The following is a 23,291-nucleotide window of genomic DNA, read 5'->3' on the forward strand; positions in this document are numbered from 1 at the left end:
TTAGCTGGGATCAAAATGGGTAGTTATACACAGGGCCTCGCAGTGATCAAACTTGTTCTATGGATAACTATAGGTTGATCACCGGATAAGTTCAGACTTATGCACAGGCCAAGTGGTCAATAAACGTTCAATTGTTCGGGGTTTTTATCCCGACGGAACATGGCCGATTGGAAATGAGTAGGGCCAAATACGGTGGCAGCGGCCGTAACAGCCGCTCGCCAGAGGTTAAAAACGCTCAATCACGTCATTCAGCCACTCTTCGGCGGCATCTTCCGGTACCGGATGCTTCTGCACATCAATCAGCAGGCAGTCTGTCAGCGGGGTGGCGCCGATATCTTCCAACAGGTCATACGCGTGTTGTCCTGCCGCGCAGAACGTATCGTAGCTGGAATCACCGATGGCGATCACGGCGAACTGGAGATCCCGGGTATTGGGCGGGGTATTTTGCAGCGCCATGATGAAAGGCTGGATGTTATCCGGATACTCACCGGCACCATGGGTGGACGTAATGATCAGCCAGATACCTTGCGCCGGAATGTCGTTCAGATCGGGTTGATTGTGAATGGTGGTCTCTTTGCCCTGTTGTTCAAGCAGATCGCTGAGGTGATCGCCAACATATTCCGCGCTGCCTAAAGTACTGCCTGTGATGATATGAATCATAAGAACCCCGGTATGTGGTCATAAGATGGAAACATGGTAATTCAGGCTAGCAGAATACTAGGGTAAGTTGTGGATAGTAAAGGGCAAGATCATGTTTTGTCCATGAATAGAAAAGGATCCTTGCGGTGGGCAGAGTTATCCACAATGCATAACGGCCGGGGTGGGGGCGATGTGGGATCCACAAAAAAAACGGGCCTGACGCGTTAACGTCAGGCCCGCTGTGGGTATGTCGCCGCTTTACTTGCCGATACAGAACGACGAAAAGATGCGGCCAAGCAGATCATCGGAGCTGAATTCGCCGGTGATCTCATTGAGATGCTGCTGGGCGATGCGCAGTTCTTCGGCCAGGATTTCTCCTGCCATGTAGCCTTCAAGCTGCTGCTGACCGATGTCGAGGTGCTCAGCGGCGCGTTCCAGCGCATCCAGATGGCGGCGACGGGCCATAAAGCCACCTTCCTGATTGCCGGAGAAGCCCATGCACTCTTTGAGGTGGGTACGCAACGCATCGACGCCCTGACCTGTCTTGGCAGACAAGCGGATCAGGGTCGGCTGACTGACGTGGCAGATCCCCAGCGCTTCACTGGTTTGATCGACCTTGTTACGGATGACGGTCATGCCCATATGATCCGGCAGACGGTCGACAAAATCGGGCCAGATATCTTTCGGGTCGGTGGCATCGGTGGTGGTGCCATCGACCATAAACAGCACCCGGTCAGCCTGTTTAATTTCTTCCCAGGCGCGTTCAATACCGATTTTCTCGACCGCATCGGACGCTTCACGCAGACCGGCGGTATCGATGATGTGCAGCGGCATGCCATCAATATGGATGTGTTCACGCAGCACGTCCCGGGTGGTCCCGGCGATATCGGTCACAATCGCGGATTCTTTACCGGACAGCGCGTTGAGCAGGCTGGATTTACCGGCATTAGGGCGACCGGCAATCACCACCTTCATCCCTTCACGCATGATGGCGCCCTGGTTGGCTTCCTGACGCACTGCGCTGAGGTTGTCGATGATGGCCTGCAGATCGGCGGAGACTTTGCCGTCGGCGAGAAAGTCGATCTCTTCCTCAGGAAAATCAATCGCGGCTTCAACGTAGATACGCAGATGAATCAGAGACTCGACCAGGGTATTAATCCGCTTCGAAAACTGGCCCTGTAGCGATTGCAGCGCGGATTTAGCCGCTTCTTCCGAGCTGGCATCAATCAGGTCAGCAATGGCTTCGGCCTGGGTTAAGTCCAGCTTGTCATTGAGGAAAGCACGTTCGGAAAACTCACCCGGACGAGCCGGGCGGATGCCCGGCAGCGTCAGGATGCGTTTAATCAGCATGTCCATCACTACCGGACCGCCGTGACCCTGCAGCTCAAGCACATCTTCACCGGTAAACGAGTTCGGGTTGGGGAAGAACAGCGCGATGCCCTGATCGAGCTCTAAGCCATTGGCATCTTTAAATGGCAGATACTCCGCATAACGCGGTTTAAGGGGGCGTCCGGTCACCGCCAGTGCGACGTCCGCCGCTTTCGGGCCGGATACCCGGATAATGCCGACGCCGCCACGACCTGGTGCCGTAGCCTGCGCGACGATAGTTTCGGTAGTCATAACCTTACCTGTTACAGAATCGGATGAGTGTTATTGTAATCAGCGAGCAACAAAAAGGCGACCATCCGGTCGCCTTTGCTTATCCTGAGTGCTTACTTGGTTTTGCTGTGTAAGCCTTTTTTCTCCAGACCTTTGTAAATCAGATTCTGTTGAATCAGAGTCACAATGTTCGATACCAGCCAGTACAGAACCAAACCTGAAGGGAAGAACAGGAAGAAGAAGGTAAACATCACCGGCATAAAGGTCATGATCTTCTGCTGCATTGGATCGGTAATCGTGCTCGGGCTCATCTTCTGGATGAAGAACATGCTGACACCCATCAACAGTGGCAGGATGTAGTACGGGTCTTGTGCCGACAGATCGTGAATCCAGCCGAAGAACGGCGAATGACGCAGTTCGACCGATTCCATCAGTGCCCAGTACAGTGCAATGAAGATAGGCATCTGCAGGAAGATAGGCAGACAGCCGCCCAGCGGGTTCACTTTCTCTTTCTTGTACAGTGCCATCATCTCCTGGCTCATGCGCTGACGGTCATCACCGATACGCTCACGCATTTCCTGCAGTTTTGGTTGCAGCATGCGCATCTTCGCCATTGAGGTGTACTGTGCTTTAGTCAGCGGGTACATGGCACCACGCACGATAAAGGTCAGACAGATGATCGCCAGACCCCAGTTGCTGACCAGACCCTGAATGGTCGACAGCAGCCAGTGCAGAGGCTTGGCGATGAACCATAACCAGCCGTAGTCTACAACCAGATCCAGGTTTGGTGCGGTAGCCGCCATCTGGTCTTGCAGCTTAGGACCAACCCACAGCGTAGCTTTGAACTCTTGGTGCTGGCCGTTAGCAATGGTTTGATTCGGGATACGGATACCGATGTCGCCCAGATTGCCGATCACGCGTGAGTACAGGTTCGTCCCCGCTGCGTCACGTGGAATCCACGCGGTCGCAAAGTAGTGCTGGATCATCGCTGCCCAACCCTGGCCGTTTGGCAGGTTGATAGCCAGGTTGCGATCCTGCATGTCATCGAAGCTGTATTTCTGGTAACGGGTATTTTCACTTGAGTAAGCGCCGCCACGGTAAGTTGGCATTGCCAGGCTGCCGCCTGAATCAAGCAGGTTCTGACGCAGGTGTGCGTACATCCCCATGGTTGCGTTGTCGCCAGAGTTGTTGGCGACATCGTAAGTCACGTCGATTGCATAATCACCGCGTTTGAAAATAAAGGTTTTGGTGTACTCGATACCGTTTGACTGGTAAGTCATCGGAATACGCAGTTCATCCTGACCATCGGCCAGAGCAAAGCTGTCGCCGTCAACAGTGTAAGTCGGGCGGCTGTTGCTGCTCAGGTCAATACCTTGCGGGCCAATCAGGCCACTCTGGGCGATGAATTGGTGACCTTGGGTGTTTTTCAGCAGAACAAAAGCCTTGTCAGAGTTCAGCTCTTCAGCGTATTTGTTCAGTTTTGCCAGAACGACATCACCACCAACCGTGTCAATAGACAGAGTCAGTACATCCGTGGTGACTGTAATCACTTTTGCCGCAGCATTGGTTGGTGATGGTACCGGATCGAACTCATCGGCCAAAGAAGGTGCCGGAGCACTGCTGCTGGTTTGCGCCTGTTCAACCGCTTCAGGTGCCGGGTTCTTTGCTACTTGCCACTGTTGGAAAAGTAAAAAAGAAACCAGCGCCAAAGCGATCAGCAGGATATTACGTTGAGAATCCATCGTTATTTATCTCTGTCTTGTTTTTGGACTGGTGGAACGGGGTCAAATCCCCCTTCGTTCAAAGGGTGGCATTTTAATAGACGTTTGCCGGATAACCAACACCCTTTTACAAATCCGTGAGCTCTCAGCGCTTCTAACGCATAATTGGAGCAAGAGGGTGTAAATCGGCAGCGAGGGCCGATGAGTGGACTAATGAACCACTGGTATAGTTTGACTAAACCAATGGCTAACCACGAGAAGGGCGAGATAGGCGCTGCCATAACTTTTCGAACAAAGTAAACATTTCTTCATTGCTCAAATCTTGCGCGCTTTTTTTGGCAATCACAACAAAATCTTTGTTGGGTAACTGATGCTGATTGAGGCGGAAGCTTTCGCGGGCGAGACGTTTAAAGCGATTTCGACCAACGGCCGTTTTGATTTGCTTTTTTGGTACCGCTAACCCTAAACGAGGATGAGAAAGGTTATTATTGCGTGCAATGATAGTGAAATGAGGGGAGCCTGCTCGGTGAGCTTGCTGGAAGACGGTTTGGTAATGCTCGGGAGTTAACAAACGTAACTCCCGATTAAATGCGTACGTACTCAAAATAAGCTTACGATTATTTTGACAGGCGCTTACGGCCTTTTGCACGACGTGCATTGATTACTTTACGACCGTTCGCTGTCGCCATACGTGCACGGAAACCGTGAGTACGTTTGCGCTTTAGAACTGTAGGTTGAAAAGTGCGTTTCATTGTTAGTACCTTACTGATCAGTAGTTTCTAGGTTCATAAAACCCGGCGTGGGCAATATATCTTCTCTTTATATAAAGAAAGGACATTCCGACGCCTCTCAACAAAGAGGCGGAATTGTAATCACAGTCACAAAAGGTGTCAATGATTCGGTTTGCCGAAAGCGTAAAGCAAGTCCGAATTCGGTTTACTCTGCGCTTCATACTTTCCGGTCGGGCGATTATACGGAGTCTCGCTGAAATCTCAAGGATCCTTAGTCGATCCCGACCTGATTGAGGAACTTTTTCAGGCGCGGATCCTGTGGATGATTAAAAATATCCTGTGGAGAACCCTGCTCAACGATATTACCCTCGGCCATGAAGATCACCCGGTCCGCGACTTCTTTGGCAAATTGCATTTCATGGGTCACCACCAGCATGGTCTGGTGCTGGGTGGCGAGCTTTTTCATCAGGTTCAGTACTTCACCGACCCACTCCGGATCCAGCGCTGAGGTCGGTTCATCAAACAGCAGCAGTTCCGGCTGCAGCGCCATGGCGCGGCCGATACCGACCCGCTGCTGCTGGCCGCCGGACAGGGCGGCCGGATAGCTGTCGCCTTTGTCACCCAGACCTATGTCTTCCAGAATTTGCTGGGCACGGCCAAGCGCCTGATCTTTTTTCCAGCCGCGCACCGTGATAAGGCCTTCAGCAATGTTCTGGCGCGCAGTCTGGTGGGCAAACAGGGCGTAGTTCTGAAATACGAAGCCGGTTTTGCGGCGCAGGGCCAGCACTTCCGCCTTGCTGTGGTTCTGGCTGTCGACGCTGACATCATCGATGGTGATGGTGCCGCGATCGGCCTGCTCAAGGAAGTTGACGCAGCGCAGCAGGGTCGATTTACCGGTACCGCTGGAGCCGATAATGACGATGATTTCGCCTTGTTCGATCGAGATATCAATCCCTTTCAGGACTTCACTCTGGCCAAAGCGTTTGTGAATATTGCTCAGTTTGATCATCGTGCATACGCCTTATTGAGTTTGTTTTCGGCCCAGGTCTGAATGCGGGTCAGAATCACGACCACACCCCAGTAGATCAGTGCTACGGCCAGGAAGGCTTCAAAGAAGCGGAAACTGGACGAGGCTTCCATTTGTGCCTTGGCCATGATTTCGGCCACACCAAAGGTAAACGCCAGTGAAGTCGATTTGATCATGTCGATAAAGTAGTTCATCAGCGAAGGCAGGGCGACGCGACTGGCCTGAGGCAGAATGATACGGCGCATCGCCTGACCGGTGGTCATACCGACTGACAGACTGGCTTCCATCTGGGTTCGGTCAATACCTATGATGGCGGCGCGAATGGTTTCAGCCATATAGGCCGCAAAGTGCAGAGTGAGGCCAATCACCGCGGCGCTGAACGCGTCAATGCCGACCAGGATCGGAAAAATCTGTGGCAGACCATAATAAAGCAGGAACATTTGTACCAGCAGTGGTGTTCCGCGGAAGAAACTGATGTACAGCTGACAGAGCGGTTCCAGTACCGGGATCTTGAACACGCGAATATTGGCCAGCAGCACCGACAGAATCAGCGCGAAAATCATGCCCAGTGCGGCCATTTCCATCGTGGTGCTGAGATACTTGAGCAGTATCGGCATCAGCCCCAGCATGTATTGAAAATCAAAGCCCATTTACTTCCCCTCAAAGACAGCAAAAGGCGGAATCCTGCGATTCCACCTTTTTAGATTGGTCGGTTGATGACGATTATTGAGTAATATCGGTACCAAACCATTTTTCTGAAATCTGGCTCAGTGTACCGTCTGCGCGCATCGCAGCAAGTGCCTGGTTCACTTCAGCTTGCAGTTTTTGGCCTTTTTCGTTGTTAACAAACGGCCAGGCGTTCTCGATGGTTTCAAATGGTGAACCGGCCAGTTGCAGTGGCAGCCCTGTTTTATCAATCACTTCCAGTACTGAAAGGCGGTCCATGACAAATGCATCGGCACGGCCCATCGCGACGTCACGCTCAAAACCGGTGTCATAGGTTTTAATGTTGATTTTGCCGTCGGTATCGTATTTGCGCAGCAGTTGTTCAAAGTTAGAGCCCAGATTAACCGCCACGGTTTTGCCGGCCAGATCTTTAATGCCCTGAATGCTGTCGTTACCCTTGCGTACTGCAATTTGAGCACCATCAATCACGTACGGGTCAGAGAACAGGTATTTGGCCTGGCGCTCTTTGGTGATGGTGATCTGGTTTGAGATGGTATCGATACGACCGGTTTCCAGCAGACCAAACAGGCCGGAGAAGTTCGAAGTCACATATTCGACATGATAATCGTTACGTTGACCGATTTCGTTCCAGACATCGACTTCAAAACCTTGCAGTTGATCCTGCTTAACGAAAGTAAACGGGAAGTAACGGCCTGACATGCCGACTTTGATGTCCGTTGCTGCCTGTACGGTGGCGGCAGAAAGCGCCAGTGCGGCCACTGCCAGTTTAATCCAGTTTTTCATCTTGTGACTCCTCATTATTTTAGTGTCTCATTTTACTGTTGAATTTCTCAATAGAAGAAATAACTAGTGGTTATTAGCCATAACTATATTATGCCGCTATTTTGGGGATAACTTGGATGAATTTTCCAGCATGTGGATCATTATGTGGGTAAATATAGGACTAATTGCCAGGATCCGGCAGATTGGCTCGAAAACATTGTGAATAACTTGGATCTTATTCACTGGATCGTGGATCAATCGCTGGCGATCTGAGTTATCAACAGGTAGAATTGCCAGTCTTTACCGATCATTGATTTAGAGTGAGGGAATTGTGTCATCTTCGCTATGGTTGCAGTGTCTGCAACAGCTACAAGAAGAGCTGCCAGCCGCAGAATACAGCATGTGGGTCCGTCCGTTACAAGCGGAGCTCAATGACAATACTCTCACTTTGTTTGCGCCTAACCGCTTCGTACTCGACTGGGTACGCGACAAGTACATCAACAACATCAACCGACTGCTGAAAGAGCATTGCGGTCAGGATGTACCAAGCCTGCGTTTTGAAGTCGGCAGCCGCCGGGTGCAAGCACCCAAACCGGCACCGGTCCGTACTGCGGCCGACGTGGCGGCCGAATCTTCAGCTCCTGCTCAACTGGCGCGTCGTCAGCCGATCAATAAAACCTGGGATGATGATGCTGCGGCAGCGGCCGACATCATGCACCGCTCTAACGTGAACCCGAAACACAAGTTCAATAACTTCGTGGAAGGTAAGTCGAACCAGCTTGGTCTGGCGGCGGCACGTCAGGTGTCGGACAATCCGGGCGCGGCGTATAACCCGCTGTTTCTGTACGGTGGTACCGGCCTGGGTAAAACTCACCTGCTGCATGCGGTCGGCAATGCTATCGTGGATAACAACCCGAACGCTAAAGTGGTGTACATGCACTCTGAGCGTTTCGTGCAGGACATGGTGAAAGCGCTGCAGAATAACGCGATTGAAGAGTTCAAACGCTACTACCGCAGTGTCGATGCACTGCTGATCGATGATATTCAGTTTTTTGCCAACAAAGAGCGTTCGCAGGAAGAGTTCTTCCACACCTTTAACGCGCTGCTGGAAGGCAACCAGCAAATTATCCTCACTTCTGACCGTTATCCGAAAGAGATTAACGGGGTGGAAGATCGCCTCAAATCGCGTTTTGGCTGGGGTCTGACGGTGGCCATTGAGCCGCCGGAGCTGGAAACCCGGGTCGCGATTCTGATGAAAAAGGCGGAAGATCACCAGATTCATCTGCCCGACGAAGTGGCGTTCTTTATCGCTAAGCGTCTGCGCTCCAACGTGCGTGAGCTGGAAGGCGCACTCAACCGGGTGATCGCCAACGCCAACTTTACCGGCCGTCCGATCACGATTGATTTCGTGCGCGAAGCGCTGCGCGATCTGCTCGCACTGCAGGAAAAACTGGTCACCATCGACAATATTCAAAAGACCGTTGCCGAGTACTACAAGATTAAAGTCGCGGATCTGCTGTCAAAACGCCGCTCGCGTTCGGTTGCCCGTCCGCGTCAACTGGCCATGGCGTTATCGAAAGAACTCACCAACCACAGCCTGCCGGAAATCGGCGATGCGTTTGGTGGCCGTGACCACACCACGGTGTTACACGCCTGTCGTAAAATCGAACAGCTGCGTGAAGAGAGCCACGATATTAAGGAAGATTACTCCAACCTGATTCGTACGCTTTCTTCCTGATTCGCGCTATGCTTAGCGCTGATTTTTCGCGTCGTATATCCAATATCGTTTAAGAGCACACTATGAAATTTACGATTGAACGTAGTCACTTCATTAAACCACTGCAACAAGTGTCGGGAACCATTGGCGGCCGGGCCACGTTGCCGATTTTGGGTAACCTGTTGCTAAAAGTGGCAGACAATCAGTTGTCGATGACCGCGACCGATCTGGAAGCGGAGCTGATCAGCCGCGTGACGCTGGAAGGGGACTTTGAAGCGGGCAGTATTACTGTACCGGCGCGTAAGTTTCTCGACATTTGTCGCGGCTTGCCGGATGCGGCGGTGATCACAGTGCTGCTGGAAGGTGACCGGGTTCAGGTTCGCTCCGGCCGCAGCCGCTTCTCGCTGGCAACCTTACCGGCCAATGATTTCCCTAATATCGAAGACTGGCAGAGCGAGGTCGAGCTGACTTTAAGCCAGGGCGATCTGCGCAGCCTGATTGAGAAAACCCAGTTTTCGATGGCTAACCAGGATGTGCGTTACTACCTCAATGGTATGCTGTTTGAAATCGACGGCAGTACCCTGCGCAGCGTAGCGACGGATGGCCACCGTATGGCGGTCTCCCAGACCCCGCTGGCGGGCGATTTTGCCCACAAGCAGATCATCGTACCGCGCAAAGGTGTTCTGGAGCTGGTCAAGCTGCTGGATGCGCCGGAACAGCCTGTGACGATTCAGATTGGTGCGGCTAACCTGCGTGCAGAAGTGAACAATTTTATCTTTACTTCAAAGCTGGTTGACGGCCGTTTCCCTGATTATCGCCGCGTATTGCCGCAAAGTACCAACAAAACGCTGACCGCCGGCTGTGATGAGCTGCGTCAGGCATTTTCCCGTGCGGCGATTCTTTCCAATGAAAAATTCCGTGGCGTACGGGTTAACCTGGCCGACAGCGAAATGCGCATTACCGCCAATAACCCGGAGCAGGAAGAAGCGGAAGAGATGCTGGATGTCGGCTTTGAAGGCGATGCAATTGAAATCGGCTTCAACGTCAGCTATGTACTGGACGTGCTCAATACGCTGCGCTGTGACAATGTGCGGGTGTCGATGTCGGATGCTAACGCCAGTGCGCTGATTGAAAACGTCGATGACGACAGCGCCATGTATGTGGTAATGCCAATTCGCCTCTAGTGCTCGGCTCACATACATCATGCCTCTTACTCGTTTGATTGTTCAGCAGTTTCGCAATATTAAAGCCTGTGATATCGATTTATCATCAGGCTTTAACTTTCTTATTGGCCCCAACGGCAGTGGTAAAACCAGTGTACTGGAAGCGATTTATCTACTCGGTCACGGCCGCTCTTTTAAAAGCTCACTGACTGGCCGGGTTATTCAGAATGACTGCCCGGAACTGTTTGTGCACGGGCGTTTTTTGACCTCGGATCAATTTGAGCTACCCATTGGCATTAATAAGCAGCGTGATGGCTCGACAGAGGTTAAAATAGGCGGTCAGTCTGGGCAGAAGCTCGCCCAGTTGGCGCAGGTTCTGCCGCTGCAACTCATTCATCCGGAGGGGTTTGATTTGCTGACGGACGGGCCGAAAAATCGCCGTGCCTTTATCGACTGGGGCGTCTTCCACAGCGAAAAAGGTTTCTTTGATGCCTGGGGGCGTTTCAAGCGGCTCAATAAACAGCGCAATGCACTGCTGAAAACCGCGACCCGCTACCGTGAACTCAGTTACTGGGATCAGGAGTTGGCCCGGTTGGCACACAATATTGACCAGTGGCGTGCAGCGTACATCGAGCAGATGAAAGGCGTGGCCGAAGAGCTGTGCCGCACCTTTCTGCCCGAATTTGACATCAGCCTCAAGTATTACCGGGGCTGGGACAAAGACACTCCGTATCACCAGATACTGGAGAAGAACTTTGAACGTGACCAGTCTCTGGGCTACACGTTCAGTGGTCCGAACAAAGCCGATTTAAAAATCAAGGTGAACGGGACGCCGGTAGAGGATGTTCTGTCACGCGGTCAGCTGAAACTCATGGTCTGCGCCCTGCGTGTTGCACAAGGGCAGCATCTGACCGAACTGACCGGGAAGCAATGCATCTATTTGATTGATGATTTTGCTTCCGAACTCGATAGCCAACGTCGTAAGCGCCTTGCTGACTGCTTAAAAGCGACGGGGGCACAAGTTTTTGTAAGTTCTATTACTGAAAGCCAGGTTGCCGACATGATCGAGTCAAATAGCAAGATGTTTCATGTGGAACATGGCACAATAGGGCAAGGATAAATAGTGAGAGAGTAACTCATGTCGAATAATTACGATTCATCGAGTATTAAAGTACTGAAGGGTCTCGACGCGGTACGTAAGCGTCCGGGGATGTACATCGGCGACACTGATGATGGCACCGGTCTGCACCACATGGTATTTGAGGTGGTGGATAACTCGATTGATGAAGCGTTAGCGGGTTACTGTAAAGATATCATCGTGACGATTCACGAAGATAACTCAGTATCGGTCAGCGATGATGGTCGTGGTATTCCAACCGAACTTCACGAGGAAGAGAATGTTTCCGCGGCAGAAGTGATCATGACAGTACTGCACGCCGGCGGTAAGTTTGACGATAACTCCTACAAAGTATCCGGTGGTTTGCACGGGGTAGGTGTGTCGGTGGTGAACGCGCTGTCTGAGAAGGTGGAGCTGACCATTCACCGTGGCGGCCATATCCATACCCAAACCTATCACCACGGTGTACCGCAAAATCCACTGACCGTGGTAGGCGACACTGATCTGAGCGGTACCAAAGTCCGTTTCTGGCCAAGTGCGGAAACCTTTACCAACATTGAATTCCACTACGATATTCTGGCTAAGCGTCTACGCGAGCTCTCTTTCCTGAACTCCGGCGTGTCTATCAAGCTGGTGGATGAGCGTGACAGCAAGCAGGACCACTTCATGTATGAAGGCGGTATCCAGGCGTTTGTCAGCCACCTTAACCGCAACAAAACCCCGATTCATGAGAAAGTATTCCACTTTGTGCAGGAGCGTGAAGACGGGATCAGTGTGGAAGTGGCGATGCAGTGGAATGACAGCTTCCAGGAAAGCATTTTCTGTTTCACCAACAACATTCCACAGCGCGATGGTGGTACCCACCTGGCCGGTTTCCGTGCGGCGCTGACCCGTACCCTGAATACCTACATGGATAAAGAGGGTTACAGCAAGAAAGCCAAGACGGCGACCTCGGGGGATGATGCGCGTGAAGGCCTGACGGCTGTGGTTTCGGTTAAAGTTCCGGATCCGAAATTCTCCAGCCAGACCAAAGATAAACTGGTTTCGTCGGAAGTGAAATCGGCGGTGGAATCGGCGATGGGCGAGAAGCTGAACGATTTCCTGGCCGAGCACCCGAATGAAGCGAAAACCGTATGTAGCAAGATCATCGATGCGGCCCGTGCCCGTGAAGCGGCGCGTAAAGCACGTGAGATGACACGCCGTAAAGGTGCGCTGGATCTGGCCGGTCTGCCGGGTAAACTTGCCGATTGCCAGGAGAAAGATCCTGCGCTGTCTGAACTCTACATAGTGGAGGGTGACTCTGCGGGCGGTTCCGCCAAGCAGGGCCGTAACCGTAAGAACCAGGCGATTCTGCCGCTGAAGGGTAAAATCCTTAACGTTGAGAAAGCACGCTTCGACAAAATGCTCTCTTCTCAGGAAGTGGCAACGCTGATCACCGCGCTCGGCTGTGGTATCGGCCGTGATGAGTACAATCCGGATAAACTGCGTTACCACAACATCATCATCATGACCGATGCGGACGTTGATGGTTCACACATCCGTACTCTGCTGCTGACCTTCTTCTACCGTCAGATGCCGGAGCTGATTGAGCGTGGTTACATCTACATTGCTCAGCCACCACTATTTAAAGTGAAAAAAGGCAAACAAGAGCAGTACATCAAAGATGAAGAAGCGATGAACCAGTACCAGATTGCTCTGGCGCTGGATAACGCTGCGCTGCATGTTAACCCTGAAGCACCGGCCATGGCGGGGGCGTCACTGGAAAAACTGGTGCAGGATTACCACGCCGGTATCAAGCTGGTGGAGCGCATGAGCCGCCGTTACCCGTATGCACTGATTCATGAGTTTATCTACACCCCGCGCCTGACCGCGCAGCAGTGTCAGAACCAGGCTGAGGTTCAGACCTGGACTGAGCAACTGGTGACTCAGCTCAATGACAAAGAGTCTGGCGCTAACCAGTACAGCTTTGTGGTCGAGCACAATGAAACCACAGGTGCGTACTCACCAAAAGTGAAAGTGCGTACCCATGGTGTGACTCATGATTATCTGCTGAGTGTTGATCTGCTGAACTCGAAAGAGTACGCCAAACTGGCGGATCTGTCAGAAGCGATGAATGGTCTGATTGAAGAGGGCGCTTACATTCAACGTGGTGAGCGGACTCAACCGGTGAGCAGCTTTGTTGAAGCGCTCGACTGGCTGATTAAAGAGTCACAGCGTGGTCTGAGCCGTCAGCGCTATAAAGGTCTGGGCGAGATGAACCCTGATCAGCTGTGGGAAACCACCATGGATCCGGAAACGCGCCGCATGATGCAGGTGACGATTGAGGATGCCGTCGGTGCTGATGAACTGTTTACCACACTGATGGGTGATCAGGTTGAACCGCGTCGCGCGTTCATTGAAAACAACGCCCTGAAAGTGGCGAACCTGGATGTCTAGTTGCCAGCTTGGTTAACCGATACAGCAAGAGTTAACCACCCAAGCATAAGAAAGCAGCGCCTTGAGCGCTGCTTTTTTTTGCCGTGTTTTCCGCCAATTCGGCGCGCTGATATTCCCCAGGCTGCTACGCAAAAAACATTGCGGCATTTTTGATGAGCGGCAAACGGTTTGCGCAGAGGAAGGCGAGTAGGTGCGGCAGACAATGCAAAAAATTTTAATCTGCGCGCTTGAAAGTGAATTTTGCGTCCTTATATCTGTGTTGTAGGGAGATGCCAGACGGGTCTCCCGCAGCCACCCACCTTTTCGCTCTTGAGAGGAAAAGGCCGGCTGCTCAACCCAACCGGGCATGCTCAGGTCATATGAGTGAGTGATGCCACTTAACACACTGTTAAGACTATTGCTTAAGAAAGAGGATAGGATATGAGAACTGTTGATTTTACTCCGCTGTACCGTAATGCGATTGGTTTTGATCGCCTGCTGAACATGATGGAAGCAGGCGGCGCCAAAAACACCCAGGGCGGTTACCCTCCGTACAACATCGAGCAGCAGCAAGAGAATAAATACCGTATCACCATGGCGGTAGCCGGTTTCGCCGAGCAGGATCTGGATATTACCCAGCACGAAAATACTCTGATTGTGCGTGGTGAGCGGGCACCAGAAGAGAACAAAAACTATATCTACCAGGGCATTGCGGAACGCGACTTTGAGCGTAAGTTCCAACTGGCGGATTATGTCAAAGTGGTGGGTGCGCAGATGGAAAAAGGTCTGCTGCACATTGATCTGGAGCGGGAAATTCCGCAGGCGATGCAGCCACGTAAAATCGCCATCAACGGCCAGCAACTGATTGGCGACGAGTAACCGCGAGCGCTGATACTCAGCGTGTGGTTGTGACAGGCAAATAACACGATGGCCCGCAGATGCGGGCCTTTTGCTGTCTGGCGCAGGGCTATCAGCCTTGCTGGTAGGCTTTCGCCACTTCTTCAGCGATGATGGCAATGCCTTGTTGCATCGCTTCATCACTTTGCACATAGTTCATGCGCAGGCACTGGTGCGCATGATCCCAGTCTTCTTTCTGGCCGATAAAGAAATACTCTCCCGGTACAATCAGCACACCGCGTGCTTTGAGACGGCGGTACAGCTCCATGGTGGTGATCGGCAGTTCATCAAACCACAGCCACAGGAAAATCGCACCTTCCGGTTTATGAATACGGAAGCGCGGATCCGGCATGGCCTGTTGCAACAGTTCAACCGCACGTTGTGATTTCTGGCGGTAGAACGGCTTGATGATGTCCTGACTGACGCGCAGCAGATCGCCTTTTTCGATCATACGGTGCGCCAGAGCCGGGCCGACACTGCCTGGTGCCAGGCTGATGATGCCATTCATGTTGGCCAGGGCTTTAGTCACTTCCTCGCTGGCAATAATGATCCCGCAGCGTACACCCGGCAGGCCGAGTTTCGACAGGCTCATGCACAGAATGGTGTTGTCGTTCCAGAATGGCTGCACATCTTCAAAAATGATATTCGGGAACGGCAGACCGTAAGCATTATCAATAATCAGCGGAATGTTATTGGCGCGAGCCAGCTGATCCAGTTTATGCACTTCTTCATCGGTCAGGACATTGCCGGTCGGGTTAGTCGGGCGCGAGGCACAGATAGCGGCGACCGACTCATCCACCTGCAGCTGTTCGAAGTCAACGTGATATTTGAACAGCCCGTTATCAAGCAGCTCGATTTCCGGATGGTAGGACACGAAGATATCTTCATCGATCCCCGCATCGCCATAACCGATGTATTCCGGTGCCAGCGGCAGCAGAATCTTCTTATGGCTGCCATCTTGCTGTTTCCCGGCCAACAGGTTGAACAGGTAGAAAAAACCGCTCTGACTGCCGTTGGTCAGGCTGATGTTTTGCTCGCTGATATCCCAGCCGTAGGTGTCACGCAGCAGTTTAGCCAGCGCCTTAATAAAGACGTCTTTGCCCTGCGGGCCGTCATAGTTGGTCATCGCGGCAATCAGCGAGCCGTCTTCGAGCATGTCCTGGCTGGCGAGTTTGAAGTAATCGAGCATGGCCGGAATGGCCGCCGGGTTACCGCCACCCAGCATGATCGCGCCTGGCGTGCGCAGACCATCGTTTAAATCGTCCATTAACTGGGTAATACCGGAGTACCGGTTAAATTTTTCGCCAAAAGTTGAAAACTGCATTGCTCGACTACCTGATGAGTTGTGTTTGTATATTTTAGTTTAGCGGGAAGAATATCCGCCATTTCGCTTGATTCTTGAACATACCGCAATGCTTTTGGCAGGCAAAGTACTATTTTGTTTTAGATCAAAAAACAAGGCCAACTCCGGGAAGTTGGCCTTGTTAACAGGGGATAGTAACGCTGAACTTATTTCTGCAGCAGTGAGATGTCCGCCACTTGCAGGAACAGGTTACGCAGGTTATTAAGCAGGGTGAGGCGGTTTTTCTTCAGCGCTTCATCGTCTGCCATCACCATGACGTTATCAAAGAACGCATCGACCGGCTCACGCAGTTCAGCCAGCTGGCTCAGCGCTTGCTGGTAGTTACCGGTCGCAAACGCCGGCTCCAGCGCTTCGGTCATGATTTCAACACTTTCCGCCAGCGTCTTCTCAGCGTCTTCCTGCAGCAGAGCCAGGTCAATCTCTTGCGCCAGTTCACCGTCGAACTTAGCCAGAATATTACCTACCCGTTTGTTGGCTGCCGCCAGTGATTCTGCGGCTTCCAGAGCACGGAAGTGCGAGACGGCTTTCACGCGCTGGTCGAAATCAGCCGGTTTGGTCGGGTTACGCGCCAGCACCGCCTGGATGATGTCGACACTAAAGCCTTCGTCTTGGTACCAGGCACGGAAGCGGCCGAGCATGAATTCAATCACATCCTGCTCAACGTTGGCGTTGGTCAGGCGGTCAGCGAACAGAGATTTCGCTTTTGCTACCAGGTCAACCAGATCCAGGTTGTAGCCGTATTCAACGATGATACGCAGTACACCCAGTGAAGCGCGACGCAAAGCGAACGGGTCGCTGCCTTTTGGTGCCTGACCGATACCGAAGATACCGACAATGGTATCCAGCTTGTCAGCCATGGCCAGCGCAGAGGAGACACCGTTGCCTGGCAGATCATCACCGGCGAAACGCGGCATGTACTGCTCATTCAGCGCTACGGCTACTTCTTCGGCTTCGCCGTCGTGACGTGCGTAGTGCATACCCATGACACCCTGGGTGTCGGTGAACTCGAACACCATCGAGGTCATCAGGTCACATTTCGCCAGCAGGCCGGCACGTTTAGATTTTTCCACATCGGCGCCAATCTGGTCAGCAATGTAGCCAGCCAGTTCGGTGATGCGATCGGTTTTGTCTTTAATGGTCCCGAGCTGCTTCTGGAAAATGGCTTGCTCCAGTTGTGGCAGACGGTCAATCAGCGGACGCTTCCGGTCAGTGTTGAAGAAGAACTCGGCATCGGCCAGACGCGGACGAACCACTTTCTCGTTACCTTCAATCACGAAACGTGGTTGTTTCGATTCGATGTTGGAGACGAAGATGAAGTTCGGCAGCAGCTGGCGATTTTCGTCGTAAACCGGGAAGTACTTCTGGTCACCCTTCATGGTGTATACCAGGGCTTCAGCCGGAACTTTCAGGAATTCCTGCTCGAATTTTGCCGTCAGTACTACCGGCCATTCGACCAGTGATGCCACTTCTTCGACCAGATCATCTTCCAGATCGGCGACACCGCCAACGGCCGCGGCCGCTTTTTGTGCGTCGGCCAGGATGATCGCTTTACGTTCATCGTAATCGGCCATCACTTTACCGCGCTCTTTGAGGATCTGCGGGTACTGATCAGCTGAGTCGATAGTGAATTCGGCTTCGCCCATGAAACGGTGACCGCGGATAGTGCGTGCCGATTGCACGCCGAGGATTTCACCTTCGATCAGGTCGCTGCCAAACAGCATGGTCAGGGTTTTGACCGGACGGATAAACTGGGTTTCTTTGTCGGCCCAGCGCATCGGCTTGGCAATCGGCAGATTGTTGAGTGCTTTGTCAGCCAGCTCAGCCAGGATTTCACTGGTGCTCTGACCGATGACTTCCTGTTTGAACAGCAGCCATTCACCTTTGTCGGTGGTCAGACGCTCAGCCTGTTCAACCGTGATACCACAACCGCGTGCCCAGCCCTGAGCGGCTTTAGTCGGGTTGCCGTCAGCATCGAATGCCGCACTGACTGCCGGACCACGTTTTTCAACCACTTTGTCGGCCTGACGCTCGGCCAGGTCGGCCACTTTCAGGGCCAGACGGCGTGGTGCTGCATACCATTTTACACCCTGGTGGGCGATATCAGCTGTTTGCAGCTCGGCTTCGAAGTTGGCTGCAAACGCTTCAGCCAGAGTACGCAGTTGCGTTGGTGGCAGCTCTTCGGTACCCAGCTCAATTAAAAATTCTTTTGCCATGTGACGTCTTCCCCTTACTTCTGGTCGGATGGTTTGCACATCGGGAAGCCCAGAGCTTCACGTGAGGCGTAGTATGCCTCGGCTACCGATTTGGTCAGGTTACGGATACGCAGAATGTAACGCTGACGCTCGGTGACCGAAATGGCTTTACGCGCATCGAGCAGGTTGAAAGCGTGGCCCGCTTTCAGAATGCGCTCGTAAGCCGGCAGAGGAAGTGGTTTTTCCAGCGCGATCAGGTGCTGACACTCTTTTTCACACTGATCAAAGAAACCAAACAGGAAGTCGACGTCGGCGTGTTCAAAGTTGTAGGTCGACTGTTCTACTTCGTTCTGGTGGAAGATGTCGCCGTAAGTCACTTTACCCAGCGGACCGTCAGTCCAGACCAGGTCATACACAGAATCGACGCCCTGAATGTACATCGCCAGACGTTCAATACCGTACGTGATTTCGCCGGTGACCGGTTTACATTCCAGGCCGCCCACTTGCTGGAAGTACGTAAACTGGGTGACTTCCATGCCGTTTAACCAGACTTCCCAGCCCAGACCCCAGGCACCCAGAGTCGGGTTTTCCCAGTTGTCTTCCACAAAGCGGATATCGTGGACACGCGGGTCCAGTCCCAGCACTTCCAGTGAGCCCAGGTACAGTTCCTGCAGATTATCCGGAGAAGGTTTGATCACTACCTGGAATTGGTAGTAGTGCTGCAGGCGGTTCGGGTTCTCACCGTAGCGGCCGTCAGTCGGACGGCGGGATGGTTGAACGTACGCTGTTGCCATCGGCTCAGGACCGATAGCACGCAAGCAAGTCATTGGGTGAGAAGTACCTGCCCCCACTTCCATATCCAGTGGTTGAACGATGGTACAGCCTTGTTGGGCCCAATAATCCTGCAGCGCGAGGATCATACCCTGAAAGGTTTTGATGTCGTATTTTTGCATAGTCAGGTTCGCGCGATTCTTTTGTCTGAAGTGATAAAAAATAACAATCAAGTATACCGAGTTCTGCCCCGACAAAGTAGAGGAAATCTTGCTTAATTAATCGGCAAAAATCTCTTTTAATGGAGTTTTTGTCGTTTAAGCTGCTTAAATTTCCCACTTGTCGCTTTTTTGCCACCCAAGGCTTGTACTCTGCGTCTGGGCTGGATAGAATCCGGTTCGTCTTTGGGGAGTAGCTTATCGAACCTGCAGCCACGCAGTTCGGTTCGTCCGTCAACATAATTGGTGCCAAATCACCATGGCGTTCGAGACACGGCACACGCTGTGTTTAGCAAGACCTTAGACAAACAACACGAACCGGGGTGGGGCGTGGCGTTTGTCTATGGTTTTATAATAATCCCGCCCCATTGAGCAAGTCGTGAGCGTTTTAGCTATTTCAATTACTACCGTTGCGCTGGCAGAAATCGGGGATAAAACCCAGCTGCTATCTCTGTTACTGGCCAGCCGGTACCGTAAACCTATTCCTATTATTGCCGCTATTTTTGCTGCTACCATCGCCAACCATGCGTTAGCTGCCTGGCTCGGTGTTGTCGTAGCGGATTACCTGGCGCCGGAAGTTCTTAAATGGGTGCTGGTGGCCAGCTTCCTGGCGATGGCGGGTTGGGTGCTGATCCCGGATAAACTCGATGATGATGAAGAGATCTCCAATCGTGGTCCCTTTGTTGCCAGCTTTATTGCTTTCTTTGTGGCGGAAATCGGTGACAAAACTCAAATTGCGACCTCGATTCTCGGCGCGCAGTATGCTGATGCGCTGACCTGGGTGGTGCTGGGGACGACGATTGGTATGCTGCTGGCTAACGTGCCTGTGGTGCTGATCGGTAAATTGTCGGCGGATAAAATGCCGCTTGGCCTGATCCGTAAAGTGACAGCGGCGCTGTTCCTAGTGCTGGCGCTGGCTGCGGCCTTTTTCTGATTCCGAGTGAGCTGATTCAGAGCGTGACAGAGGCCAAACTTGTCGGCCGCAGAGCATGCTAGGGTAAGGATAACCATCACCGCAAGAGGGAAGGTTTATGCTGACACGTTATATGGGAATGAGCGCCAAGAGTCAGAGTTATCTGTTTAGCTTTGGTCTGGCACTGACGTTACTGGGGATGTCGTTAACCGATATGTGGCTACCCATGGTGGTGGGGGCCATTATCATGACAGGTTTAACCGTCGAGTCCTGGATTCGCGTCGCGCACATCATTCCGCTGCATGAAGAGATGCGTGCCATGCAGCAACAGCTATATAGGCTGCAGGCCGAAATCCGCACACTGGAACAACAAGATTAAACAAAAGGCTGCCTCAGGCAGCCTTTTTTGATCGTTAACCCGTATCCAGCCATCATTGTGGATGATGAGGGATTCCCGCGCTGCTGGTTTAAACCAGCAGCGGAGCTTTAAATCAGGCCGGAGCAGCCGTCACGCCAGGCCTTTCTTTATCAGGAACTGGTAGGGCAGTTCATCGGTCTTGGCTGCCAGCAACTGGTGGTCCATAAAACGGCAGAAACTCGGGATATCGCGCGTGGTAGACGGGTCGTCTGCTTTAATCAGCAGTACGTCGCCGTCTTGCATGGTGCGCATTGTCTTCCTGACCATCATCACTGGCTCGGGGCAGCGTAATCCTTGCGCTTCTAACGTTAACGTGGCTAATTCAGGATTAAATGTCATGGTCAAACCTAATTGATGTCACAAATCAGACTCAGATGATACTGGTGAGGAAAAAATATTCAATAACCACTTGGCAAAGTGATCTTTTTGTTTTAATTTAGTTAACAAGTTGGTAACAAAATTCGAAGGGGTGCAAGATGTTAACAGCACTAGACAGACTGACCATCTATTCGGTTCTGTGTTTTATTTCGTTCTGCGCCCTCGTTATGCGGTCTCCGGTTGAGACCTCATTAATGCCATTATTTGGTGTAAGTGCTTCGCTTTTTGGAATCTGGCTCGAGATGCGCCGCTGGCAAGGCACATCGGAAGAGCAGGAAAACTAACACACTTGTCAAACTACGCTCAGATACATTCCGACACTATCCCCAGTTTTCTTGGGCTTCCCCGCTGAAAGGCGGGATTTTTTTTGTTTATTAGTTACACTCTGCTTTATTGCTTTTCAACCCGGGATTATGCGTGGAACTTGAAGATATTTACCGTCGTGATTTGAATCTGTTAGTGGCGCTGCGGGTTCTGGTGGAAGAGTGCAGTGTCAGCAAGGCGGCTGAGCGCCTCAGCCTGAGTCAGTCGGCGATGAGCCGGGTGTTGGGGCGGCTGCGTAGTCTACTCGACGATCCCCTGTTTACCCGTCATGGTCAGCATCTGATCCCAACTGAAAAGGCTCTGATTATCAATCAGGCACTGGGAGATCCGCTGGAGTCGCTGCGTCAGTTGCTGTCGCCGCTTGAGTTTGACCCCGCATCTTGCACTCAGACTTTTACCATTGCTACTACCGATTATGCGATGCAGACCATTTTGCCGTTTGCCTTGCCGCGTATTTACCAGCAGGCGCCACAGGTCGCGATAGAGCTGCTGCCGTTGCAGCATGAAAGGCTGCTCGATCAGCTAACTTACGAGGGGGCCGATCTGGCGATTTGCCGTCCGACCCACTCGATTGAACCGCTGCACAGTGAGATTCTCGGCCGGGTCGGAGTGTTGTGCCTGATGTCGCGCCAGCATCCGCTGGCCCGGAAAACTATGACGCTGGCGGATTATCAGGCGGCGCCGCATGCGATGATCGCCATTAGTGACGGGGTAAAAGCACTGCTCGAGCAGGCGCTGCAAGGGTTGCCGCCACGTCGTATGGTGTTGCGCGCTTATCATCTGGAAGCGGCCCTGGCGATTATCGACACCATGCCGCTGATCATCACCGTGCCGGCCGATTTGGCGTATCTGGTCGCCGAACGGCATAATTTGGTGGTGAAACCGCTGCCGTTTGCCTTTACCCCTTTTGATTACTCGATGATCTGGCATCCGCGCTGCCACCATTCGCCGGCCCAGGAGTGGCTGCGGGCAGTGGTCAAGCAGGAGTGCAGTAAACTGATTGCCACACGGGTGACAGAGATGGGGCTGGAAAGTCCGGAGCCCTGAGCAGGCTCCGGTAGAGAGAATTACAGCTTGATGACCACGCGGCCGGTGATCTGGCCATTGGTGATCTCTTCGGCGAACTGCGGCGCCTGTTCGAGAGTGATTTCATGGCACGCCTGGTCGAAATAGCGGCTTGGCAGCAGATCCACCAGCTGTTGCCAGGCGGCGATACGTTTGTCACGCGGGCACTGCACCGAATCCACCCCTTGTAGACGCACGTTACGCAGGATAAACGGCATTACCGTGGTCGGCAGATCAAAGCCACCCGCCAGGCCGCAGGCGGCGACCGCGCTGTTGTAATCCATCTGCGACAGCACTTTGGCCAGTACCTGGCTGCCGACAGTATCAATCGCACCAGCCCACAACTGTTTCTCCAGCGGACGTGCCGGCTGGGCAAATTCATTGCGGTCAATAATGCGCTTGGCACCCAGCTGTTGCAGCAGCGGGCTGTTTTGCTCGCTGCGTCCGGTCACTGCGGCAACCTGATAACCAAGTGCGGACAGCAGCGTGACCGCCACAGAACCCACGCCGCCGCTGGCACCGGTCACCAGCACTTCGCCGGCGTCGGGTTGCACGCCAGCGTCAATCAGGGCCTGCACACACAACATGGCAGTCAGGCCTGCGGTGCCGACCATCATCGCTTGGCGGGCTTCCAGACCTGCAGGCAGCGGCACCAGCCAGTCGGCTTTGAGGCGCGCTTTTTGCGCCATGCCGCCCCAGTGATTTTCACCCACACCCCAACCGGTCAGTACCACGGCATCGCCGGGTTGATAGCGCTCATCAGCAGATTCCAGCACAGTCCCAGCCAGATCGATGCCCGGTACCATGGGGAACTCACGAATGATTTTGCCTTTGCCAGTGATGGCCAGGCCATCTTTATAGTTCAATGAAGAGTAATCGACCGCGATCAGCACTTCGCCTGGTGGTAGCTGCGCTTCATCGATTTGTTCGATAGTGGCGATGGTACGTTTGTCTTCCTGGTTGAGAATCAAAGCTTGAAACATGGAGCTCTCCACTGGTGGATAAAAGATACCGCTAAGTGTAGACCTGATAGGTTGATGAATTAAATGAAACTTTAGCATTATATCTATGCATCAAAAGCATAATAATAGTGTGGTTATATCTGAGGGGGATGTGCGGGAGGTTTCTGTCCTGGGAGAATAAAGAGTGGAGCATGGTAAAAAAACAGCCACCG

Annotated in this window: 23 protein-coding genes; 9 read left to right on the top strand and 14 right to left on the bottom strand. The window is 52.6% G+C overall.

Going from position 1 to position 23,291, the window contains the following annotated elements; translation table 11 throughout:
- Nucleotides 1-225 precede the first annotated feature (225 nt).
- The 9 genes from mioC to E6C74_RS19580 all read right to left on the bottom strand — a co-directional run bounded on the left by mioC (nt 226) and on the right by E6C74_RS19580 (nt 7,187).
- Nucleotides 226-660, bottom strand: coding sequence for an FMN-binding protein MioC (gene mioC / locus E6C74_RS19540; protein WP_136487723.1), 435 nt, complete (start codon nt 658-660; stop codon nt 226-228).
- Between the two features lie 237 nt (nt 661-897).
- Complete coding sequence (mnmE, locus tag E6C74_RS19545) at nt 898-2,259, bottom strand: tRNA uridine-5-carboxymethylaminomethyl(34) synthesis GTPase MnmE (RefSeq protein WP_136487724.1); 1,362 nt, start codon at nt 2,257-2,259, stop codon at nt 898-900.
- A 92-nt stretch (nt 2,260-2,351) separates the two neighbouring features.
- Complete coding sequence (yidC, locus tag E6C74_RS19550; RefSeq protein WP_136487725.1) at nt 2,352-3,980, bottom strand: membrane protein insertase YidC; 1,629 nt, start codon at nt 3,978-3,980, stop codon at nt 2,352-2,354.
- Nucleotides 3,981-3,982: 2 nt separating this feature from the next.
- A complete protein-coding gene (yidD, locus tag E6C74_RS19555; protein WP_136487726.1) occupies nt 3,983-4,240 on the bottom strand; it encodes a membrane protein insertion efficiency factor YidD in 258 nt (85 codons plus the stop codon).
- Complete coding sequence (rnpA, locus tag E6C74_RS19560) at nt 4,207-4,530, bottom strand: ribonuclease P protein component (protein ID WP_240798226.1); 324 nt, start codon at nt 4,528-4,530, stop codon at nt 4,207-4,209. The genes yidD and rnpA overlap by 34 nt, the downstream gene beginning before the upstream one ends.
- A gap of 46 nt (nt 4,531-4,576) precedes the next feature.
- Nucleotides 4,577-4,711 carry a 50S ribosomal protein L34 gene (gene rpmH, locus E6C74_RS19565; RefSeq protein WP_136487728.1) on the bottom strand — a complete coding sequence of 45 codons (135 nt, stop codon included), beginning with the start codon at nt 4,709-4,711 and terminating at the stop codon, nt 4,577-4,579.
- Nucleotides 4,712-4,961: 250 nt separating this feature from the next.
- Entirely contained in the window at nt 4,962-5,699 is a 738-nt protein-coding gene (locus tag E6C74_RS19570; protein ID WP_136487729.1) for an amino acid ABC transporter ATP-binding protein, read from the bottom strand.
- Complete coding sequence (locus E6C74_RS19575) at nt 5,696-6,367, bottom strand: amino acid ABC transporter permease (RefSeq protein ID WP_136487730.1); 672 nt, start codon at nt 6,365-6,367, stop codon at nt 5,696-5,698. Before E6C74_RS19575 ends, E6C74_RS19570 begins: the two co-directional genes overlap by 4 nt.
- Nucleotides 6,368-6,440: 73 nt before the next feature.
- Nucleotides 6,441-7,187: an amino acid ABC transporter substrate-binding protein gene (locus tag E6C74_RS19580; protein WP_136487731.1), complete on the bottom strand. Its 747-nt coding sequence runs from the start codon at nt 7,185-7,187 to the stop codon at nt 6,441-6,443.
- A 310-nt stretch (nt 7,188-7,497) separates the two neighbouring features.
- Between E6C74_RS19580 and dnaA the strand changes: the two genes are divergently transcribed.
- The 5 genes from dnaA (at nt 7,498) to E6C74_RS19605 (ending at nt 14,457) form a co-directional block, all read left to right on the top strand.
- Nucleotides 7,498-8,904 (top strand): chromosomal replication initiator protein DnaA, encoded by a 1,407-nt coding sequence (gene dnaA, locus E6C74_RS19585; protein WP_136487732.1) that lies wholly within the window; start codon nt 7,498-7,500, stop codon nt 8,902-8,904.
- A 62-nt stretch (nt 8,905-8,966) separates the two neighbouring features.
- Complete coding sequence (gene dnaN / locus E6C74_RS19590; RefSeq protein WP_136487733.1) at nt 8,967-10,067, top strand: DNA polymerase III subunit beta; 1,101 nt, start codon at nt 8,967-8,969, stop codon at nt 10,065-10,067.
- A gap of 19 nt (nt 10,068-10,086) precedes the next feature.
- Entirely contained in the window at nt 10,087-11,166 is a 1,080-nt protein-coding gene (recF, locus tag E6C74_RS19595; RefSeq protein ID WP_136487734.1) for a DNA replication/repair protein RecF, read from the top strand.
- Nucleotides 11,167-11,184: 18 nt separating this feature from the next.
- A complete protein-coding gene (gene gyrB / locus E6C74_RS19600) occupies nt 11,185-13,599 on the top strand; it encodes a DNA topoisomerase (ATP-hydrolyzing) subunit B (protein ID WP_136487735.1) in 2,415 nt (804 codons plus the stop codon).
- Nucleotides 13,600-14,019: 420 nt separating this feature from the next.
- Complete coding sequence (locus tag E6C74_RS19605) at nt 14,020-14,457, top strand: Hsp20 family protein (RefSeq protein WP_136487736.1); 438 nt, start codon at nt 14,020-14,022, stop codon at nt 14,455-14,457.
- 91 nt (nt 14,458-14,548) lie between these two features.
- On the opposite strand, the gene E6C74_RS19610 is transcribed toward E6C74_RS19605, so the two are convergent.
- The 3 genes from E6C74_RS19610 to glyQ all read right to left on the bottom strand — a co-directional run bounded on the left by E6C74_RS19610 (nt 14,549) and on the right by glyQ (nt 18,983).
- Nucleotides 14,549-15,799: a valine--pyruvate transaminase gene (locus E6C74_RS19610; protein ID WP_136487737.1), complete on the bottom strand. Its 1,251-nt coding sequence runs from the start codon at nt 15,797-15,799 to the stop codon at nt 14,549-14,551.
- A 185-nt stretch (nt 15,800-15,984) separates the two neighbouring features.
- The gene (gene glyS, locus E6C74_RS19615) at nt 15,985-18,051 is read right to left on the bottom strand and encodes a glycine--tRNA ligase subunit beta (RefSeq protein ID WP_136487738.1); all 2,067 of its coding nucleotides are present in this window, start codon (nt 18,049-18,051) and stop codon (nt 15,985-15,987) included.
- 14 nt (nt 18,052-18,065) lie between these two features.
- Nucleotides 18,066-18,983: a glycine--tRNA ligase subunit alpha gene (glyQ, locus tag E6C74_RS19620; RefSeq protein ID WP_136487739.1), complete on the bottom strand. Its 918-nt coding sequence runs from the start codon at nt 18,981-18,983 to the stop codon at nt 18,066-18,068.
- 415 nt (nt 18,984-19,398) lie between these two features.
- Between glyQ and E6C74_RS19625 the strand changes: the two genes are divergently transcribed.
- Nucleotides 19,399-19,953, top strand: a complete 555-nt coding sequence (locus tag E6C74_RS19625; protein WP_136487740.1) for a TMEM165/GDT1 family protein — start codon at nt 19,399-19,401, stop codon at nt 19,951-19,953.
- Between the two features lie 97 nt (nt 19,954-20,050).
- Nucleotides 20,051-20,311: a hypothetical protein gene (locus E6C74_RS19630; protein ID WP_136487741.1), complete on the top strand. Its 261-nt coding sequence runs from the start codon at nt 20,051-20,053 to the stop codon at nt 20,309-20,311.
- Nucleotides 20,312-20,440: 129 nt separating this feature from the next.
- Here E6C74_RS19630 and tusA read toward each other — a convergent pair whose 3' ends face one another.
- On the bottom strand, nt 20,441-20,689 hold the full coding sequence (gene tusA / locus E6C74_RS19635; RefSeq protein WP_136487742.1) for a sulfurtransferase TusA: 249 nt from the start codon (nt 20,687-20,689) through the stop codon (nt 20,441-20,443).
- A 137-nt stretch (nt 20,690-20,826) separates the two neighbouring features.
- Between tusA and E6C74_RS19640 the strand changes: the two genes are divergently transcribed.
- Both E6C74_RS19640 and E6C74_RS19645 read left to right on the top strand, forming a co-directional pair.
- Nucleotides 20,827-21,012: a hypothetical protein gene (locus E6C74_RS19640; RefSeq protein WP_136487743.1), complete on the top strand. Its 186-nt coding sequence runs from the start codon at nt 20,827-20,829 to the stop codon at nt 21,010-21,012.
- A 133-nt stretch (nt 21,013-21,145) separates the two neighbouring features.
- The gene (locus E6C74_RS19645; protein ID WP_136487744.1) at nt 21,146-22,099 is read left to right on the top strand and encodes a LysR family transcriptional regulator; all 954 of its coding nucleotides are present in this window, start codon (nt 21,146-21,148) and stop codon (nt 22,097-22,099) included.
- Between the two features lie 20 nt (nt 22,100-22,119).
- Here E6C74_RS19645 and E6C74_RS19650 read toward each other — a convergent pair whose 3' ends face one another.
- A complete protein-coding gene (locus tag E6C74_RS19650; RefSeq protein WP_136487745.1) occupies nt 22,120-23,100 on the bottom strand; it encodes an MDR family oxidoreductase in 981 nt (326 codons plus the stop codon).
- Between the last annotated feature and the right edge of the window lie 191 nt (nt 23,101-23,291).

Origin of the sequence: Vibrio sp. H11 (genome assembly GCF_004804295.1) — a bacterium.
In the GTDB taxonomy this organism is placed as follows: domain Bacteria; phylum Pseudomonadota; class Gammaproteobacteria; order Enterobacterales; family Vibrionaceae; genus Vibrio; species Vibrio ostreae.

Excerpts from the sequence above, each read along its gene's own strand:
- mioC (WP_136487723.1), bottom strand. The coding sequence starts at position 660 with ATGATTCATATCATCACAGGCAGTACTTTAGGCAGCGCGGAATATGTT.
- mnmE (WP_136487724.1), bottom strand. The coding sequence starts at position 2,259 with ATGACTACCGAAACTATCGTCGCGCAGGCTACGGCACCAGGTCGTGGC.
- yidC (WP_136487725.1), bottom strand. The coding sequence starts at position 3,980 with ATGGATTCTCAACGTAATATCCTGCTGATCGCTTTGGCGCTGGTTTCT.
- yidD (WP_136487726.1), bottom strand. The coding sequence starts at position 4,240 with ATGGCAGCGCCTATCTCGCCCTTCTCGTGGTTAGCCATTGGTTTAGTC.
- rpmH (WP_136487728.1), bottom strand. The coding sequence starts at position 4,711 with ATGAAACGCACTTTTCAACCTACAGTTCTAAAGCGCAAACGTACTCAC.
- E6C74_RS19570 (WP_136487729.1), bottom strand. The coding sequence starts at position 5,699 with ATGATCAAACTGAGCAATATTCACAAACGCTTTGGCCAGAGTGAAGTC.
- E6C74_RS19575 (WP_136487730.1), bottom strand. The coding sequence starts at position 6,367 with ATGGGCTTTGATTTTCAATACATGCTGGGGCTGATGCCGATACTGCTC.
- E6C74_RS19580 (WP_136487731.1), bottom strand. The coding sequence starts at position 7,187 with ATGAAAAACTGGATTAAACTGGCAGTGGCCGCACTGGCGCTTTCTGCC.
- dnaN (WP_136487733.1), top strand. The coding sequence starts at position 8,967 with ATGAAATTTACGATTGAACGTAGTCACTTCATTAAACCACTGCAACAA.
- recF (WP_136487734.1), top strand. The coding sequence starts at position 10,087 with ATGCCTCTTACTCGTTTGATTGTTCAGCAGTTTCGCAATATTAAAGCC.
- gyrB (WP_136487735.1), top strand. The coding sequence starts at position 11,185 with ATGTCGAATAATTACGATTCATCGAGTATTAAAGTACTGAAGGGTCTC.
- E6C74_RS19605 (WP_136487736.1), top strand. The coding sequence starts at position 14,020 with ATGAGAACTGTTGATTTTACTCCGCTGTACCGTAATGCGATTGGTTTT.
- E6C74_RS19610 (WP_136487737.1), bottom strand. The coding sequence starts at position 15,799 with ATGCAGTTTTCAACTTTTGGCGAAAAATTTAACCGGTACTCCGGTATT.
- glyS (WP_136487738.1), bottom strand. The coding sequence starts at position 18,051 with ATGGCAAAAGAATTTTTAATTGAGCTGGGTACCGAAGAGCTGCCACCA.
- glyQ (WP_136487739.1), bottom strand. The coding sequence starts at position 18,983 with ATGCAAAAATACGACATCAAAACCTTTCAGGGTATGATCCTCGCGCTG.
- E6C74_RS19630 (WP_136487741.1), top strand. The coding sequence starts at position 20,051 with ATGCTGACACGTTATATGGGAATGAGCGCCAAGAGTCAGAGTTATCTG.
- tusA (WP_136487742.1), bottom strand. The coding sequence starts at position 20,689 with ATGACATTTAATCCTGAATTAGCCACGTTAACGTTAGAAGCGCAAGGA.
- E6C74_RS19640 (WP_136487743.1), top strand. The coding sequence starts at position 20,827 with ATGTTAACAGCACTAGACAGACTGACCATCTATTCGGTTCTGTGTTTT.
- E6C74_RS19650 (WP_136487745.1), bottom strand. The coding sequence starts at position 23,100 with ATGTTTCAAGCTTTGATTCTCAACCAGGAAGACAAACGTACCATCGCC.